The following is a 17,326-nucleotide window of genomic DNA, read 5'->3' as shown; positions in this document are numbered from 1 at the left end:
ATGCACCCTGCGCTCACAGGCCTTGCGCGTCGATGTGGCAGGCCAGGTCCACCATGCGGCAGGCGTAGCCCATCTCGTTGTCGTACCAGGCGTAGACCTTCAGCAGCGTGCCGTCGGTCACCATGGTGGACAGGGCGTCGACGATGCTGCTGCGGGTGTCGCGCGCGTAGTCGGCGCTGACCAGCGGGCGCGTCTCGTAGCCCAGGATGCCGGCCAGCGGGCCTTGGGCCGCCGCCTCGAACAGCGCGTTCACTTCTTCCACCGTCGTCTCGCGCTTGAGCTCGAAAACGCAGTCGGTTAATGAAGCATTGAGCACCGGCACGCGCACCGCGTGGCCGTTGAGCTTGCCCTTGAGCTCGGGGTAGATCAGCGCGATGGCCGTGGCGCTGCCCGTGGTGGTAGGCGCCAGGCTGGTGAGCGCGCTGCGCGCGCGGCGCAGGTCCTTGTGCGGCGCATCGACCACGACGTTGGTGTTGGTGGGGTCGTGCAGCGTGGTGATCTGCCCGTGGCGGATGCCCAGGGCCTCGTGCACCACCTTCACCACCGGCGCCAGGCAGTTGGTGGTGCAGCTGGCGGCGGTGACGATGCGGTCGCGGGCGGGCTGGTAGAGGTGTTCGTTGACGCCCACCACCACGTTGAGCACACCGCCGGTCTTCACCGGCGCGGCCACGATCACGCGCTTGGCGCCACGGTCGAGGTGGCCCTGCAGCACCTCGGGCGTCAGGAACTTGCCGGTGCACTCCAGCACCAGGTCCACACCCAGCTCGCCCCAGGGGATGTCGGCCGGCTGCGCGTGCGCGCTGAAACGCAAGGCGCGGCCGTTGATCTGCAGGCCGTCTTCGCCCGTGGCGCCGATGTCGGCGCGCCAGCGGCCCTGCACGCTGTCGAACTGCAGCAGGTGCGCGGTGGCCGCGGCGCCGCCCTTGATCTCGTTGCAGTGCACCACCTCCAGGCGGTTGCCGCCGCGGGGGTCATCGTGCGGGCGCTCGGCCGCGCCCATCGCAGCGCGCAGCGCCAGGCGGCCGATGCGGCCCATGCCGTTGATGCCGACTCTCATCAGGGATCTCCTTGGAGGTTCTTCCATATTTTGATGAATGTCGAAATATACGCCCGGTCGATGACGTCGGCGTGACACTGGCGGCCGCCCAGTGGACGCTGCACGGCTGCTGTTGTGCAATGTCGCGGATGGTGTGGTTCGTTTCGTGGTGCAGGTTGGTGTGCGGCTGGGCGGTGGCCTGGAGCCTGGCAGCCTTCGCGGGGTTCGCAGCGGCCGCGGGCATTGCGCCACCCACCCCCACTGAGGCGGGCTGGCGCCTGGTGCAGCAGGCTCAAGCCGAGGCGCAGGCCCAGCGCTGGCCGAAGGCCACGGCCCTGCTGACCAAGGCCGTGGCGCAGCTGCCGCAAGCCGCCCATCCGCGCGAGTTGCTGATGCGCAGCCTGGCGAAGCAGGGTCGTTACGCGGAAGCCGCGCAGGAGGGCCAGGCCGCCCTGGCCCTGTCCAGCGACCTGGCGCTGGTGCTGTATGTGACCCGGTTGCACATGCTGCTGGGCGACTGGGGCCAGGCAAAGGCCCTGTTCGCGTTGGCCGTGCACCGCGACCCGCTGGCCCCCATCCTGCCCATGCGCCAGGCCGAGGTGGCGTTGGCCACGGGCGATCGCGCTGCGGCGCGCCGCTACTACGCGCAGGCGCTGCCGCTGATGGAAGACGACAGCGCGCTGGACGAGGCCCCGGAGGCTGAGCGCGCCTGGCTGCGGCAGGCCTACACGGCGGGCCGCGCCCACCGGGCCGCCTGGCGCGCGTGGCTGGCCGCCTTGAAGCAACCCAGCCCGGCGCGCTGGCAGCAGGCCCTGGCCCAGGTGCGGGTGGCCTTCGGGCCGCAGCACCTGATGGTGGCCCAGGTGCTCTACGACCAGGCCCGCACCGCCCGGACACCGGCCGAACATCAGGAGGCCCTGCGCTTGCTGAACCAATCACTGGCCCTCAGCGAACAGGCACTGGGCGCGAACCACCCGCTGGTCTTGGCCTGCCGCGAGCAGATGGCCTTCGTGCTGAACATGCTGGGCCGGCACGCGGAGGCGCTCAGCCATGCCGCCGCGGCCGTGGTGGGCTACGACCGTGTGCTGCGGCCGGGCGACCTGAAGGTGCTGGGGCCCCTGGGCACGCTCGCCACGGCGGCGCACTTCCTGGGCCATGCCGTGTTGGCCGGGGCCGCGTGGCAACGTCGCGATGCGCTGGCGCACGCGCAACGCGGGCCCTTCAGTGCCCTGGCCCTGGGCACACGCATCGATCTTGCCCAGCATCACGCGAACCTGGGCGATCTGGCGCGCGCCGACCGTCTGGTGCGCGAGGTCGAGGCGCGGCTGCCCGAGGCTGCGCAAGACGCCGATCTGGCCCCTGCCCTGCGCAGCCTGGCCGCCCTGCTCGGCGGCTGGGGCGAGGCCCAGAAGGCCGCAGCCTTGCTCGGACAGGCCAGCCGCCTGCAGCCCAATCCGGCCCTCGCCGGGTTCGCCACGGAACAGCTGCAGGTCCAGCGTGCGCAAGAGCAGCTGGCGTCTGGCAACCACGACGCGGCGCTGGCCGCGCTGCGCGCGCTGCAGCAGCAGGCCGAGCGCGAGCACGGCGCCCAGAGCCGGGAGGCCCTGAGAGCCGAAGGCCGCGTGCTGGACGCCCTGACGCAGGCGGAGCGGAACGACGAGGCCCTGGCCCTGGCGCGGCTTCGCCTGCCGCGTCTGCAGCGCCTGGCCCCCGAAGCCTGGCCGCTGCGTTGGTCGAACGCGCTGTACATCGCGCTGCACAGCCCCGACCCGGGCGAGCGCCGCGACACGCTGCGCTGGATGCAGGCCGTGGCGCTGGCCGCTCCCATCGCCGCCACCTCCCGGCGTGAACTGCACTGGCACCTGGCCAGGATGCTGCCGGACCACCAGGCGCCCGCCACCGGCTTGCTGCACGGGCGCGTGGCCGTGGCGCTGACCGACACCACCCGCGCCGACCTGGCGGCCGCGGGCGCGGGCGCGGGCCGGGCCTTCGCCGTCAGCAGCCACGAGAAGTACCGCGACCTCGTGGTCGCGCTCCTGCGGCAGGGCCGCCACGCCGAGGCCGAGGCCGTGCTGCAGCGCATGCGCAGCGACGGCCTGGCCGAGCTGGCGGGCAGCGACGCCAGCCCCTCGGCACTGAGCTGCGTGCAGGACGAATGCCGCTGGCTGGCGCAGCTGACCGACATGGGCCGGCAGCTGCTGGCCCTGGAGCGGGCCGAGCCGCATGTGCGTCTGGCCCAGACGCCAGCGCTGAGCGCCGAGTGGGAGCGCCTCACCCGCGAGTTCGAAACCAGCCAGCGTGAAGCGGCCCAGCGTGCCGGCCTCACCAGCACCGAGCTCACGGCCGGCCTGCCCCCGGGCGCGGTGCTGCTGCGGGTGCTGGTCGACTGGGGCGTCGTCTGGCTGTGGGGTCACGCCCCCGGGGCGCGCGATGCGGCCGACCGGCACTTCGTCATCAGCGTTCCGCTTCCCAAGCAACCCCTGGACGAACTGCTGCAGGACCTGCGTTCGAAGCTCGGCGATGCCAAGAGCGACCTGCCCGCCCTGCGCCAGCAGCTGCAGGGCCTGCATGGGCTGCTGATCGCGCCGCTGCAGCCCTGGCTCGACCGTGTGACCGCCGGCGTGCCCGTGCCGCTGCTGCTGGTGGCGCCCGACCAGGCGCTGGCGCAACTGTCCTTCGCAGCCCTGTTCGATGGTCGGCGCTACCTGGTGGAGCGCTACGCGGTGGGCTATTTCAACGATGGCGCGCGTGCCCACATGGCCGCGGCACCCACGCTGCGCCGGCAGGCGGCCTTCGGCCTGACGGAGGGGTTGCGCGGCTACCGCCCGCTGCTACACACCCAGGCCGAGGTGGTGACGCTGGCGCAGCGCGTCCCGGGCCTGCCGCCCCGCCTGGACGGTGCCTTCACGCGGCCGGCCTTCGAGGCGGTGCTGCAGGCCAACCGCCAGGGTGGCCCCGAACGCACGCCCATCGTGCACGTGGCCAGCCACTTCGAGTTCGGGCCCGCCGAAGACCCCGACAAGGGCCTGCTGCTGGGCGATGGCAGCCTGTGGCCCTTGAGCGAGCTGCGCCGTGTGGACTTCACGGGGACCGAGCTGCTGACGCTCTCGGCCTGCCAGACCGCCGAATCGCGTGGCCTCTTGCGCCGGCGCTGGCTGGAGGTGGACGGTTTCGCGCAGCTGGCGCTGAAGAACGGCGCGCATGCCGTGATGGCGACCCTGTGGCCTGCCTACGATTGGGCGGCTGCGCCTTTGATGGGCCGCTTCTATGCGCAGTGGGGCCGGCCTGCCGAAAGCGACGCGTTGTTGAGCAAGCCACACGCTCTGCGCCAGGCCCAACTCGACCTGATGAAAGGCCAGGCCGACGGGCAGCCGCTGCGTTCCGCGCGGGGCCGCCTGCTGCAGGCGCGCCACCCGGCCGAGTGGGCGCCGTTCGTGGTGCTGGGCAACTGGCGTTGAGAGGTGCTGGGCCGCCGTGGGGCGGCCCGCACGGGCGCCCGGGGCGCACTGAAGTTGTTGCTCTGGCGCTTGTTCCCCGTCCAGGACTCCAGGGGCAGGTGGCGCTATCGAGTGCGCCCTCAACAACTACACCGTCGCGATTGTTGTCTTCGCGGGCGATTGTCGATCGTATGAATCTCTGGATTTGGGCCGAACTCAATTCGGCCAACTTCAGAATCCGCGGAGGTGGTCGATGGCTTCGGATCCTCGACTGAATGCCGCCGAGTGGGTCCTGTTCCAGTTGGAACTGGTCAACCTCATCTATCACCGGGATGAACTGGTCATGCCGGCTTCGTCTATCGACTGGCCGGCCTGCGAGCAGGCCTGAGGTCCCAGTGAGAATTTAGTCCAGCGCATGCACCAAAGTCGGATTGGTCGCACTTCAGCGGCGAGCGCTGCTTTCGGCACGAATGGTTGCAGCGGAGGAAGCGCGCATCGAACTGCGGCACAACTGTGCGCGGGTGGGTAAGGCCGCCGACGCCTAGGTATTGGGCTTCATGAGATCACTCTTGTTCGGGATGCTGCACATGGCCGGCGAGGTCAACGGTGTGCTCAAGGCAGGCAGCGACCCCACTCTCATGCATTCGAAGACCTCGGTTCCGCAGGAGTGCAACGGACTCGGGGGCAGCGCTGGCGACGTGACCCACGCGGTGCTCTGCGCCGCTGCGTACAACCTGCAGCTGACCCTGACACGTCTGCGGGTGCTTCGCTGAGTCCTACGCTCGCTGATCCCATCCAGGCGTATCGGCAACGCGGTGCTGCTCGGATTGCCAAGGGAGAATCCAGCTACCGAGGAGGTTCGGCATCCTGACGAGCCGCGCGCACGTTGCAGTACGTGCCCAGTGACTTCCAGAACGTCTCGACTCTGAGTGCAACCATTGAGTCGAGAGCTGCCGGATTGAGTTCAGTGCAGCCCACGTAGATCCAATTGAAGATCGTTGCTTGAGGCTCGCGATTGAGCCGTCACGCCTTGGAAGGCAGCCGCTCCTCTCCAGTGGCAGCCGCTTGCCAGACCCTCATGGCTTACCCCCCGCTGTCAGCGCGGCGTCTTGCCCGAAGTGCTGGATGACGGGAGACTGGGTCGAGCCAGTGGCATCCAGGGTACGCTGGCGAGCCCAGGGCCCCAGAGTCATGACGCTGATCTGGCCCTGGGCAGTCTTGGGGGCCGCACCGCGCAGGCCTTCGAGCAATTGCGCTGTAAAGACCCCGTTGGTGCCCGGACGACCGTCCTGGGCCTGTTCGGTAGCCTGAGCGCTGGCATAGAGGTGCAGCCCCATATTGCGGGCCAGCAGGCTGACACGGGCGTCATACAGACCACTCAACTTGTTGTCCAAACCACCGGCGTGGCACGTGTCGAGCACCACGAGCTGGCGCATGGCCTTGATCTTCTTGCTGGCCTCCAGGATCTCGTTGCTGGTTATGTGGCCTGAGATCTCCGTGCAACTGGTATTGAGGCACTGGGTGTCATGCGCCACGATGCCGAACAGACTGTTGGCGTCCATGAGACCGTGACTAGCCACGAACCACACGAAGGTGTCGCCCGGGCGCGCCTGAGCGGACACCTTATCCAGACTCTGCAGGATGGCAGCCTTGGTGGCGGCGCCATCGAGCAGCACATCCACGACACGGATGTTCTCTGGCTGGAACAACGTGCCGGCACGGCCATCCTCGGCGCAAGGCTGACCGCTCGCGGCCAAAGCGGTGCGGCCTGCGTAGGTGCAAGCGAAGTCGAGAGCATCCTTGCGAGCGTTCTTGAGCGCGCTAATGCCCTTGAACTGGTCGATGCCCACGCTCAACAACCACAACCGCGACGGCTCAGGCGGCAGTGTGGAGCGAAAGCTCACGCTGGCGGGCAGGCTCTGAACGGTGTTGTCTCGGTTGAAGGCAACCACAGTAATGGTGTTCTCCGCGCCAGGGATGACGTCTATCTCCAGCGTACCGCTACAAGGGTCGCCAGGTTCGCCTGGCCTGCATCTCTTTTCTGGGGCAGCGCGAACCACGCTTTCGGCTGGTCCGGCCTGGGAACTGGATGCCGGCACAAAGGCACTGGCATTACGCCGGGCCTGTGCGAAACGAGCGGCGGCCGTGCTGGAGCCTTCCAGCGGAGCGTAGGTGAGGCCTTGCGCGTCGCGGTAGCTGCCATCGCTGGCGATGAGCTTGCCGTTGTGGAAAGCGCGGACCTCGGCTACGCCGCCACCGTCGGGGCGAACTGCAAAACGCACCGTCTGCCTCGTGCCGGCCACGGTGCCCTGAGGACCCTGCAACGTCACTACCGGAGGCGGGTTACGCAAAGCCTGGACGATGGCATCGGTTCTGGCTTCAGGTACCAGACCACGGCCCTCGACTACTGCTTCCACCAAGTCAGGACGGTAGAACACATCCCAGAAAAGATTCAACGGATCCAGGCGCTCGCCGTGCGCCAGGCTTAGGTCAGAAATGGCCGATGGGTGGCTAACGGTGAAGAATCCCGAGTCCGACAGCACGGTGGCCGACTGCCCATGGCCGAGCGCAAGCAGGTGCGAGGAGCGCCCGTCTCGCACGTGTACGAACTCAAGATAAGCGGCGTCGCCAACCAACACAGCACGCTCGCCGTCAGCTGACACCAGCACACGCGAGATTTCTGAGTGCGCTCGCGACTCGCGAGCTTCAGAAACTCGGCCCTGAGCGTCAACCCAACGCCAGCGGCCATTACCATCGGACACGATAACGTCACCGCGCTCGAGGTTGCCACCCCGCGCTTGCGCTTCGCCCAACGGCACGCCCACAAGGAAGAACTGGAAGTCACAACTGCCCGGCTTCGGGGCCTTGAGCGCGCTGAGTTTATAGCCGAAGACAGGCTGGTCGGGCCAGATCATCTGCCGCTTGTTGACTCCCCTGTCTGACTTGAAGAACCAGTGGATGTCGAGTTCCCGGCCTTGCTCCCACTTGCACAGCACACGGCCCGAGCGCATGTCCACCTTCAACATCGCCCTCTCAAATGAGGCATCGCGAAACAAGCCCCCAGGCACGTATCGACTACCCCAGGCGTACACGAACCGCCCCTCGTCAAACACCGCGTCCTGCAGGACCCAGTCGTCGGCAACGGCCGTTACCACCGGCGGAGATGAGAGCGCGAAACCCACACGGCTCCAGCGCCCGCCAGTAGTCGTGAAGTGCAGACTATCGGCCCCTACACCAACGGCCGTGACCGTGGACGGCTGGACCTGCACTTGAGCGGTTAGCCGTACACCCTTCGCTTCTACCGCATACAGCCGCCGACCCAGACCGACTGCGAACACCGTGCCCTCAGCATTGCTCGCGGCCACTGCCGTCTGCGGATCCACCTCGACATCACCGAGTGCGCCCAGTGCGGTGCTGGCCAAAACGCGACCGCTACGCAGATCCAGGACGTAAAACCAAGCTGAGGAGTCAAGTACGTACACCCGATCGGAGCCGCGCACCTTTTGAGCCAGCACCACCCGTGCGCTGGCACCCTGCAGCCCTTGACGCAGCGAGCGATTCTCGAGCCCTGAGATAACACCATCCTCAAACAAGAATTCGTCACCGACGCGGGCACGAATAGGCGAACTGCTCTCCACGCGGCTCAGCGTACTACCAGCACGAGCCAGCTTCAGCAAGACCTTGCCGGACTGTACGAGCACTCCTCCGTCGGCCTCATCAAAAAACAGGCCAAGGCCGAGGGGCACGCCACGTGGACCGGGAAAGTAGGAACTGAGGTCAACTTCGCGGCGGCCACGCTCATCTGACACCAGTAGTGCAGCGCCACCACCCCGCTGGTACTCCAGCGCGGCGCGGCGCTGACCGTCGCTGGACTGGGCGAGCGCACGGTAGGCCACAGTTGGCTCGAAAGGTTGCGTGCTGCGGCGCTGACCGTCGCTAGGCTTGGCGAGCGCCCTTTTGTTGGCCGCAGCCGAGTCGAAAACAAACGTATGGCGCGCGGAATCGAGATCCAACGAGACGATGCGAAGCGGCCCGTTGCCATGGAAGGCGCATTCGTAGAGGAAGCGCCCTCGGTCGGTGACGAGGATGGGGCTGTTCCTCCAGAAGCCGCCCCAATTGTCGACGGCTGGGCACAAAAGCGCCGAGGCGAGCACCTCCTGTGTGCTTCCGTCAATCTTGTACGCCCGGTACTCATTCGCGGCCAGAATCGTGCGCCCATCGACGTGCCAGCGCGCAGTCTTTAGCCTACTGTTCGAAGCGGGTCCTGTGGTGCCCCAGGCAGACAGTGGCCACCCGATTTCGGCGAGCACCCGCCCACCCACAATATCGTAGGTGACCAGTCTTCTCGGCGTAACGACTAGAGCGCGCGTGCCGAGCACATCCACCGCCAGAGTGTCTTCGATAGCGAAACGGCGATAACGGCGCGTACCACGCGCTTCCACGAAGGACACCTCGCTCTGGGAGAACAGCGCCAGAAAGCGATCAGGGCGCGACGAAGACACGATGCCAGCCTCGATGGATTGGCTCGTGTGACCAACCAGTCGCCATGTCGGATTCGCCGGGGCGCCAAAGGCAGAGCTGAAGGAGCCAAATAGAATAAGGCTCACTAAGGCGAACGAAAACAAAGACATGGAGCCACGCATAGTCATGTCGATTTATAAGTACTGTTGGCCGGCGGATGAGGAAATAGGTCCAGCTAGCGGATAAATCCTACGTTCCAAACAAAACAAATCCAGCCCAGAAACGGGGATCGGACAGTCGAGGAAGTTTACGGAATGCTCGCTTGGTTTCGCTCAAGGCTTCAGCGTGGGTTGCCCCGCCTACGACCTCAGCGAAGAACAACTCCATGAACTTAGCAGTAGCGTCATCGTCAACAGGCCAAAGGGTCAACAAGGTGTTCGTGTTGCCTGCGACAAACAGGGCGTAAGGCAGACCCGCCACAGCATCGCCAGGCACTGCGCGACCGACCGCCGTATCGCAGGCGCTCAAGACGACCAGATCGCTGCGCATGTCGAGAACCGGCCATTCGGCCGCGGTAACGTATCCGTCTACTCCCTGTGGGTTGCCCCGCTGGCTGAGCACAAGGGCTGAATCCGAAGGGCGGTTCGAGACGTGTCCATGGCCACTGAACAGCAGATACTTGAACTGCCGAAGTTTTCCAGACTCGCTCAAGCGTCGAAGTGTCAACTCGCTGGCTGCCAGGCCGCTGAAGATCTCGATCAGGCTCTTTTGTCCGGGTGCAGCATTGCTGAACCGCTTAGCAACTGCGTTCACCTCCGTTGCGGTACCTGGTAGGTTTTCCCAGAAGATCTGCGGACGGTCAACAGAACCGGTGGGTTCGGTGATTGCTATTGAGGCAGGAGACGAAAACTGAGTGGCATTGCGCTGCTCTGCAACAGTACCAGGACTTTGCAGGCGGGCCGGTCGCCTATCCGGCCATCCATCGTTGTAGAACGCATTGCCAAAGGCAAGCAACTGCATGTTGCGAACGATTCGTTCGTACTGCCTTTCCCGAGCCTTGAGAGAAGCCAGGACGCCGAAGCTCTGAATCAGAGAAAGGGTGTGCGTTTCAACCAAATACTTCCTCTGCCCGGCGTCGAGTGCATGCATGAAGAGCGCATCAAAGGGCAGGAGTGCCAACTCCCGGTCCGGACTGATGATCCACCGTTGGTCTCGCTGTAGCTCAGGACGCAGCGGCTCGACCAGTCTCTCCTGCCAGTAAGCCTGAAGCAAGGCTGCAGCCTCTTCCCGCGTCCCTGCAGCAACTTTGCCCCCAAAGGGCATCTCTTCATTCAGTTGCTTCCACGCGAATCCTCCACCGAGCAATGTGATCAGCTGATGCCTTGGCGCGCCCTCGGCTTGTGATCCGAGCACTTCGCGCGTGGCGGCGACCGTGTGCTCGAAGTTGAGCAACCCTCCGAGTTGAATCCGCCGAACAGGATCATCGCGACGGACGAGATAAGCGTATGCGCGGCCATTCCGACGGACGCTGATACTGACGAAAACCTCATTGGGCCGGAGCATTGTCTTCGCGCTCTTCACCGACACCGGAGGCTGCAGCTCGCTCACTCGCGCGAAGTTTGGAGATTGCTTCCTGAGCATCGTCAAGAGCGCCGCAGAAGTTTCCTTGGCAGATTGCCATTCCGCTTGGGCTGCGCTGAGTTGCTGCGGCGTAGATCTGGATGTCAGCGCCTCATCCAACAAGAGACGAGCTTTTCTCTCGGCGCTAACGGCACCATCGAGTCGAAACCTGTCCTGTTGCGCCAGAGACGCCGCGGCAGAAGCACTGCGGATTTCATCGACCAGCCCCCGAGCTTTCGTGAGATCTACAAGGTCGAAGGACTTCTCCAGATCGTCGGTCTCAGCCAGCCATCCAGCAAACTCAAGATAGGTCTCTATCTGGGCGGCGAGGTAACTGGCGCGCGCACCATCCCACAGAACAGGGGTAGCGCGAACTCTCTCCGTTGCGGCGACGAATTCAAGTGCCAATGAGACAGCCTCTTTACTCTGCCCGGCCTTCCAGAGTGCAGAGGCAAGCGCTTGCAACGTTTCCAGCGTGCTGGTGTGTTGTTCGCCCAAGTGGCGCCGCTTGGCTGCATGTATCTCGCGAAGAAGTGAGGCCGCTGCTGTGGACTCACCCTGGCTCGTGAGCATCGCAGCGAGGTTATGCCGAGCGACCAATGTGTCCGGGTGCAAGTCACCGAGCAGGTTCTGCAGGCGAGCGATAACCTTTCGTTGCGCAGATACCGCCTCACCGGTCAAGCCGGTTGCCAGATAGCTGGCGGCCAACTCGCCTGCCGCGTTCACGACATCCCGCGCATCAGCACTTGCAAGAGCCTCGGGGTTGTCGAGTACTCGGTTGTATGCGCGGATCGCGTCGAAATGCCTGTCCAGAGCGGCGTAGGTCTGCGCCAGTCCGATCTGACTCACAAAAGTCTGTCGATGAGCGGGCCCCCAGCGTTTCATTTGCAGCGAAGCGGTCTCCTCCTGCAGTTTCAGCGCCAAGTCCTTCGATCCCAGTTGCCGATAGTACTTGGCCAAGTTGATGCGCCAACCTAAGGTGGACAGCGAGTCCAGACCCTGGGCCTCCCCCGACAAGGCCACGGCTTCCTCGCCCAACTCGACGGCTTTACCCAATTCACCGCTCTGGCTGTACGCTTCAGCAAGGTTGCCGAGAGCGCTGATGGTGCCCAGATGCCTGCGTCCCTGCGCTTTTGCCAAGCCTTCAACCTGGCGTCTGCGCAGTTCGAGGGCCTGAATGACGAGACCCTGCGCCGAATAAATCGAAGCCAGATTTCCCATGGCGAGCATGGTCTCGCGATGGGCATCACCCAGGCTCGCGGATCTTCGGCTCAGAACCCGCTCCTGGAGACTGCGTGCCTCCTGCAGGCGACCCAGGCGAAGGTACATTGCCGCAACACCGTTCATGCTGCTCAGTGTTTCATCATGATTCTCGCCATGCTTGTTGGTGTAATGCATCAACACCCGTTCATGAACATCCAGCGCGTCTTTGGTGCGGCCCAGTTGATAAAAGGTATTTGCGAGATTTCGGGCTCTGAACATTGCCAAGTCACTTGCGTCACCGAATAGCCGCTTCGTTAGCTCGACAGAAGCGGCTTGGTGGTCCAGCGCAAGTTCATACTGACCAAGCATGTAGCGCTGCGCGCCAATGTTGGATTGCAATCTGGCCGTCATTGGGGACTCAGAACTCCCTTGCTTACGGAGGATTCCAAGCGCAATCGAGAAAGATCCGATAGCCTCGCTATGCCTCCCAGCGGCACCCTTCTCGTTTCCAAGGCGTTCATGCTCGACCGCAAGCGGCAGCCCATCTTGCCCGAGAACGAGTGCAAGTGCGTCAATGACTTGCTGGCGCAGCTCTTTCGTCTTGTCAAACGAACTGTCAGCTCCGGCTTCGCGCTCAAGTTGGATGCGAATGCTGGCAACATCACGCCACCTCTGATTCCACTCTTTTTCCAACCAGCTCAAGCGGCGCGCTTTGAGCTGCTGCCGCTGAAGACGATGAGAAGGCGAAACGTCCAAAAAGTGCGCCAGCTCGTTTCGACGCTTCGAGTATTCGCCCGGATCCTCAATGCCAGCCAAGGCCCAGCGCAAGTATTTGTCTGCCGCGTTGGCATCACCAAGTAGGTCTGCCGAAATGCCAGCGAAGAACGCCGCATCACTCTCGGCAGGATTGTCCTTGTAGATGGCCAAACAAGTCGATAACGAATCCGCGGGATCTTGAGTCAAGACTGAGATCCGGCACTTCGCCCGTAGCACGCCTTCGTCGTGAGGGAATCGCTTCAGCCCAGCCGCAATGGCGGCTCGTGCATCGCCGAATCGCCCGGTATCTGCGAAGATGCCAGCCAGCCTCTGGTAGTCGCTTCCAGCTGCCGTTTCGGAGGCGATGAGCTCTCTTGTCAACGCTTCCGCTTGGTTCCTATCGCCGTTCGCCAGCAACTCACGCGCTTTCGCACGTCTATCGGTGTCGGCGTGAGTCGGTCCTGCTGTCACAGAGAGAAGCAGAATGGTGCAGACAAGCCATGCGCCCAGTCGGCAACCCAATCGACCCGCCATTCGACAATTCCCTATCACTTCTGCCGATTCAATTCACGCATCAGTTGCAGCCCATCAGCCACCCCGCCCGCCGTGGACCGGCCTACAGCCACAGGCAAGTCGGCCATCCGTACTTGGCGCGCGGGAGCTTGCGTGGGCGTGGCCGACTGAGGACATCTTTGTATGTCATGAGCTCACTCATCAGTTGAGAGGTGAGACTGATCCTTTCGCTGACTGAACTTTTGGCCAACGCTGTCGGCAAATCGGCCTACGTCATCTGGTAAACACAAACGGCATCACGCCCGACGATCTTCCTGCTGCGTCAAATGCCTCAATCTGCGCTGCGAAAGTTCCACGCAACGCAGGAGCCCACAAGCTGGTGCATACGCAAGTCACGCGGTCGCTGCCGCTACAGGTGAACTGGAACGACCGCCCCGGTATCCGCAAGGTCGCCCGACTTGCTGCGGGCCGGACATCGAAGACGATGACTGGCGAGCCTGCTGCATTGACGGTGATGTTTGAGATGACAGGTCCCGACGATGCGGGCACGGGTACTGGTTGCGCTGGACTGGGTGGCGTCATGCCGACTGGGGGCACGGGTAATGGCTGGATTGGCTGTGGTGTCGCCATCTGAACCGTGTACTTGCCTCGCTGCGTCACGACCGATCCATTGGTGCTCGTCAAGCGAATCTCGAAAGGCCGGTCGATCCCTGCCTGCGAAATCGGCCTGCTGCGTGCCCACTGGTTTGGCCCGATTTGCGTCATGGGCTCGGGTGGTGCGCCGGCATCCAGAAACACAACCTCAGCCTTGGCTAGCAGATTGGGGTTGGCAACCGATACGCTGAAGGTGATTGGCTGTCCTGCCAGGCTCAGAGAGGGATTAGCGGCTATCTGCTGAATGGCCAGCAACGACGCTGGCCCCAATGGTGGTGCGGACTGTGTCGAGTTGCCTTGCTTGGCTGCAAGCAGTGAGTGTGCCCGCACCAATACTGCCTCAGATTCACTTGCGGACAACTGTCGGTCAGGGAACGCATTGATCCCTGCCGCCAGTTCGTTAGCCTGTCCTTGCACGATTCCATGCGCTGACAGCACCCCCAGCAGCGTTGCGACTTCGCCGAATGGGGCATCAGCAAACGTGAGCGCAGATTGGGGCGCGCGTGGCAGCCCAGGCGACAGCAAAGTCAGCGTGCGGCCGAGCAGCAAGAACGCTTCGCCACGCGTGATCGCGCGATTGGGCTCGCTGAGGTTGCTTCCTTGAATGATTCCGGTTGCGACCGGGTCCACTGGCGTTCGCACTGCAGACAAAAGCTTCTGCAAGAACGCCTGACGCGTGACACGCTGCCCCGCTGGTATCAAGTTTGGGTCTAATGTGACCGCACCAGCGCCTGGCGCATGGTAGCCAGCATAGCTAGCGCGAGCGGTCAAGTTTGTGTGTGACACACGAGTGATCGGCGGGCAGGCTGAGGTAAACGCCAATTCGTTACCGTGACCTGCCACTTCGGTCGCTGAGATCTTGACCGCGACATGACCATAGGCGCCGAACCGATAGAAGATCAGCGCACCAATCGGTGCGGTCTCGAACCCAGCGGTGCTTGCGCGGCCCTGATCCAGCAAGTTATCGAAAGCGTCATTTGCGCTGCCCATTGCGGGCAAGCCTACAGCCTGGCGTGCGAACCGATAGCAGTAGGTTCCGCGCTTGCCTGCACCCGCTTCCCAGCAGTCCGTCCATCGCGCCCGCCCCTCGAGGTAGTTGTTGACAAATGCGAGCGACGATTGTTGCCAGGGTTGAAGCACGGCAGGTACAGGGCTCAAGGGTGTGGGCTGCGGTTGCTGGCCAACTGTCGAAGCGACGGTGTAGCTTCCGGACTTGGTGATCCACACTCCGCTGCGTGTCTGGAGTCGGACTTCAACCGGGCGATTGACGCCGGCTTGTGTGATGGGCCGGCTGCGGCTCCATTGCGCAGGTCCGGTCTGAACCAGCGGTTCCGCCACACCGCCCGCGTCGACAAAAATCAGTTCACCCCGAACCACTTCTGCCGCCCGATCGAGCAGAGCGGTGAATGTGAGATTCTGTCCGGACTGCGCAGGTTGTGGCGTTATCGACAACTGAACGATGATCGGGGCTGGGGAGGCAGATGGCGGTGGCGCCAAGTTGGGCGTTGGCGTGAGGACGGGCGGGACTGCAGGCGTCGGCGACGGCACCGCCTGCGCTACCAGCGGTTCGATCCGCAACGGCAAAGGCGCCGACAGTGCGCTGCGGCCATCCGCCGATTGCACCTGAGCGATCAAGAAGTAATCGCCGGGCTTCAGAGCCGGACTCACTGGTGCAGAGTACTGCCACGGCTCGGTGCTGCCAGCCGCGGCCAACTTCAGGTTGAACGGCGCCTGAAACACCGTGGCGCCGCGGAGGTCGTTGACAACGAGTGACGGGACCAGTCCGGCAGCGGCCGATGTTTCTGCCCGCACCGTGAGCAGACCGTCCGGCCGTGAAACTGTGTTCGCGGTGAGCAAACGGACCGCCAGCGCGGCCTGCGCTGCGCGTTGAACGGTCAGCCCCTCCAGCGCTGACCACGCGCCCTTGTTGTCCATACCTACCACCACAGCCCGCAGACTGTAGGGGCCTTCAGGTACACGGACGAAGGCGGTACCTACCGATAGATCTAGGCTCCATTGCTCAGCGCCATGGCCAAACGCCGCTGTCTGGGCCATGGGCGCGGCAGCTACGATCTGCCCAGCCGGACTCAGCAATTGCAAAGTCACTCCTTGATTGGGCAGGCTTGCCCTGACCCTGACCGGAAATGCAGCAATGCCGTTCCAAGTATTGGTGGCCGGGCGCTCCAGCGTCGCAGTTGGTGGGGGCCCTGTGTGGGCCGCTGTCTCAAACCGAACGCCGGCATACTGGTCAACTGCCGGCGGACTTGCCATCAGCGCGCGCGCTCCGCTGCGCACGTTCTCCCAGTAAGTCGACTGCACCAAGCGAAGTACATCACCCGCCCAGCCATCCCACCAGTTGCTGTGCAGGGATGCGACGCCGCTATGCCCGACGCCGTATCGCGCGGCGATCCGCGTCACGGCTTTGCTTATCCGCAAGTCCTTTGAGGTCGCCAGGACAGTCCGTTCGTCGACAGCCAGCCCATACGTCCTGAAAGTCGGCTCCCAGCCGCCCAAGCGCAACACTTCACCCATTACGACGCGGGCTCCATCAATGGTGCTGGCTTGGTACTGTTCCTTGCTAGCTTGAAACAAGGCCATTGAGTAGCCCATGATTTCGGCCAAGCGAGTGTTCACGTAATCGTTGAGCTTGGAGACGCAATTGAGCGACGCAGCACTGACCTCGCCCGGGCGCAGGGAAGCCACCGCCATCTCCGCGCCTTTGCAGGCCGTCCACGTAGCGGTGGCATGGCCCAGGATCTCAACGGCGTTCTGAACGCCAGTGGGAAGATCACTCGCCGTACGGAAGAATTTGCCGGTAAGACTGCTCAGCGCCGTTTCGACGAGCGCCCCACTGGCGGCCAATGCTGAGCCCATGTTGCCGCTCGTGGCGGCACGACCGAGGTCAACTGAACTGCCGACCCAGGCGGCCAGGAACTGCGCCCACTGCTGCAGCCGGCTTGAATCCGACGGCTGCCCCGACAGGGACCGAACCAGGTCGAACAACTTGGCTGTCGAACGGACCGCGTCTGCGCACTTGACCACGTTGCGCTCTGCACATGCGGGCACCTGCGCTACGAGCTTGAGCGACTCCGCCACGAACGTGTAGGTGCTTTCCGTCGCAGGACTACAGGCTGAGCCGTTGCTGCAGAAGAGCCGCGAGGCAAAGACCGCTCCCTCTTTGAGCACACCTGCCGCGGCTTTGCTCAGCGCCTTACCTGACTCGCCCCTGGCCAGTTCAACGTTGTAGGCGGCCTTGGCGACCAGCAGATCGACACCAGCCTTAACTAGACTGCTCTTGACTGCCAAGTCTGCTGCTTCGCGACCCCATCGCTCGCCATTGACAGTCCAGGGTCCTGCGCGGGCAGCACTGGCGTCATGCTCCATTTGTCGGGCAGTGCGGCCAAAGAATGCCAGCGCGCGCTGGCGCCCAGCACAGTCCAGGCCCTGTGAGCGAGTCGAGACCTCGCCAAGATTGGTTGCAGCCACCGTGAAGTGTGGGACCGTGCAGTCCGCCGAAACCGGCGCAGTCGCAGAAGTTTGGGCGTATGTTGTGCTCGCGCCGAACATCAGCAAGCCGACTGCGATACCGGTAGCCCAGTGCCGCGCTTGCAGAATGAGTATTGGGAAAAACAGCTTGGACTGCAAG

Annotated in this window: 7 protein-coding genes; 3 read left to right on the top strand and 4 right to left on the bottom strand. The window is 64.0% G+C overall.

Annotated features, from left to right (window positions below):
• Positions 1 to 13: 13 nt before the first annotated feature.
• Positions 14 to 1,057 carry an ArsJ-associated glyceraldehyde-3-phosphate dehydrogenase gene (locus EOE66_RS18990; RefSeq protein WP_128230322.1) on the bottom strand — a complete coding sequence of 348 codons (1,044 nt, stop codon included), beginning with the start codon at positions 1,055 to 1,057 and terminating at the stop codon, positions 14 to 16.
• A 260-nt stretch (positions 1,058 to 1,317) separates the two neighbouring features.
• Between EOE66_RS18990 and EOE66_RS18985 the strand changes: the two genes are divergently transcribed.
• From EOE66_RS18985 to EOE66_RS18980, 3 genes are all read left to right on the top strand, one after another.
• The gene (locus tag EOE66_RS18985; RefSeq protein WP_164885173.1) at positions 1,318 to 4,494 is read left to right on the top strand and encodes a CHAT domain-containing protein; all 3,177 of its coding nucleotides are present in this window, start codon (positions 1,318 to 1,320) and stop codon (positions 4,492 to 4,494) included.
• A gap of 232 nt (positions 4,495 to 4,726) precedes the next feature.
• On the top strand, positions 4,727 to 4,861 hold the full coding sequence (locus EOE66_RS22295) for a hypothetical protein (protein ID WP_259376400.1): 135 nt from the start codon (positions 4,727 to 4,729) through the stop codon (positions 4,859 to 4,861).
• A 181-nt stretch (positions 4,862 to 5,042) separates the two neighbouring features.
• Entirely contained in the window at positions 5,043 to 5,246 is a 204-nt protein-coding gene (locus tag EOE66_RS18980; protein ID WP_128230320.1) for a hypothetical protein, read from the top strand.
• A gap of 303 nt (positions 5,247 to 5,549) precedes the next feature.
• On the opposite strand, the gene EOE66_RS18975 is transcribed toward EOE66_RS18980, so the two are convergent.
• From EOE66_RS18975 to EOE66_RS18965, 3 genes are all read right to left on the bottom strand, one after another.
• The gene (locus tag EOE66_RS18975) at positions 5,550 to 9,104 is read right to left on the bottom strand and encodes a caspase family protein (RefSeq protein WP_164885172.1); all 3,555 of its coding nucleotides are present in this window, start codon (positions 9,102 to 9,104) and stop codon (positions 5,550 to 5,552) included.
• Positions 9,105 to 9,183: 79 nt separating this feature from the next.
• Positions 9,184 to 12,930: a CHAT domain-containing protein gene (locus tag EOE66_RS18970; protein WP_205702751.1), complete on the bottom strand. Its 3,747-nt coding sequence runs from the start codon at positions 12,928 to 12,930 to the stop codon at positions 9,184 to 9,186.
• Between the two features lie 369 nt (positions 12,931 to 13,299).
• Positions 13,300 to 17,325, bottom strand: coding sequence for a hypothetical protein (locus tag EOE66_RS18965; protein WP_128230317.1), 4,026 nt, complete (start codon positions 17,323 to 17,325; stop codon positions 13,300 to 13,302).
• Between the last annotated feature and the right edge of the window lies 1 nt (position 17,326).

Origin of the sequence: Rubrivivax rivuli (assembly GCF_004016505.1) — a bacterium.
GTDB lineage: Bacteria > Pseudomonadota > Gammaproteobacteria > Burkholderiales > Burkholderiaceae_C > Rubrivivax > Rubrivivax rivuli.
Note: the sequence above shows the minus strand (reverse complement) of the source record. Positions and strands in the feature narration are given on the sequence as shown.

What these genes read in the sequence shown, in the direction of transcription:
- EOE66_RS18990 (WP_128230322.1), bottom strand. Translation starts at nt 1,057, where the DNA reads ATGAGAGTCGGCATCAACGGCATGGGCCGCATCGGCCGCCTGGCGCTG.
- EOE66_RS22295 (WP_259376400.1), top strand. Translation starts at nt 4,727, where the DNA reads ATGGCTTCGGATCCTCGACTGAATGCCGCCGAGTGGGTCCTGTTCCAG.
- EOE66_RS18975 (WP_164885172.1), bottom strand. Translation starts at nt 9,104, where the DNA reads ATGTCTTTGTTTTCGTTCGCCTTAGTGAGCCTTATTCTATTTGGCTCC.